At 37.2% G+C, this 546-nt stretch carries 1 protein-coding gene; it reads right to left on the bottom strand.

What is annotated here, in order from left to right:
* Positions 1 to 61 precede the first annotated feature (61 nt).
* Entirely contained in the window at positions 62 to 430 is a 369-nt protein-coding gene (locus CS022_RS24645; RefSeq protein WP_129124490.1) for a hypothetical protein, read from the bottom strand.
* Positions 431 to 546 lie beyond the last annotated feature (116 nt).

The following is a 546-nucleotide window of genomic DNA, read 5'->3' as shown; positions in this document are numbered from 1 at the left end:
ATAACGCCCGCAGCACGGGCTAAAAATAGCAAAGCGGTTTTTAGTCCTGTGACTGCACTTGTTAGTGCAATATTTCGACAAATAACTTTTCTGCATGAACGTAGAAATTACAACTCTTAAGAGTTTTAAGGTCTTGCTTCGACTCATTAGATCCAATTGCAAGTAATACAGTAGATTCATCAAATACGACTTCTAAGCTATTTGGATAGCCACTTAAACCAAAAAACTCACATCCATTGGGATCGTCAACTCTAAAAGTTAATACCCCTTCAAGTCTGAACTTGCATTTGACTAGAGAAAACTCAGGATATGCTGCTATTTCAATTACATTATTAATAAAATCAACGTTGCACTCAGTTACACTGCCACCTTCAAGCCGATGGGTAGAGTTGAGAATATCTTCAATATTTTCTTTTGTCGCCTGTATCATATGTCGAATATCTCAACTGAATTGCACTAACAGGGTAATATACCCCAAAGTGTCCAATATAATTCCTACGATTTGTCCAATATAATTCATGGGTGAAATTTGCGATCGTCTGCACG

Source organism: Veronia nyctiphanis (assembly GCF_004116385.1).
In the GTDB taxonomy this organism is placed as follows: domain Bacteria; phylum Pseudomonadota; class Gammaproteobacteria; order Enterobacterales; family Vibrionaceae; genus Veronia; species Veronia nyctiphanis.
Note: the sequence above shows the minus strand (reverse complement) of the source record. Positions and strands in the feature narration are given on the sequence as shown.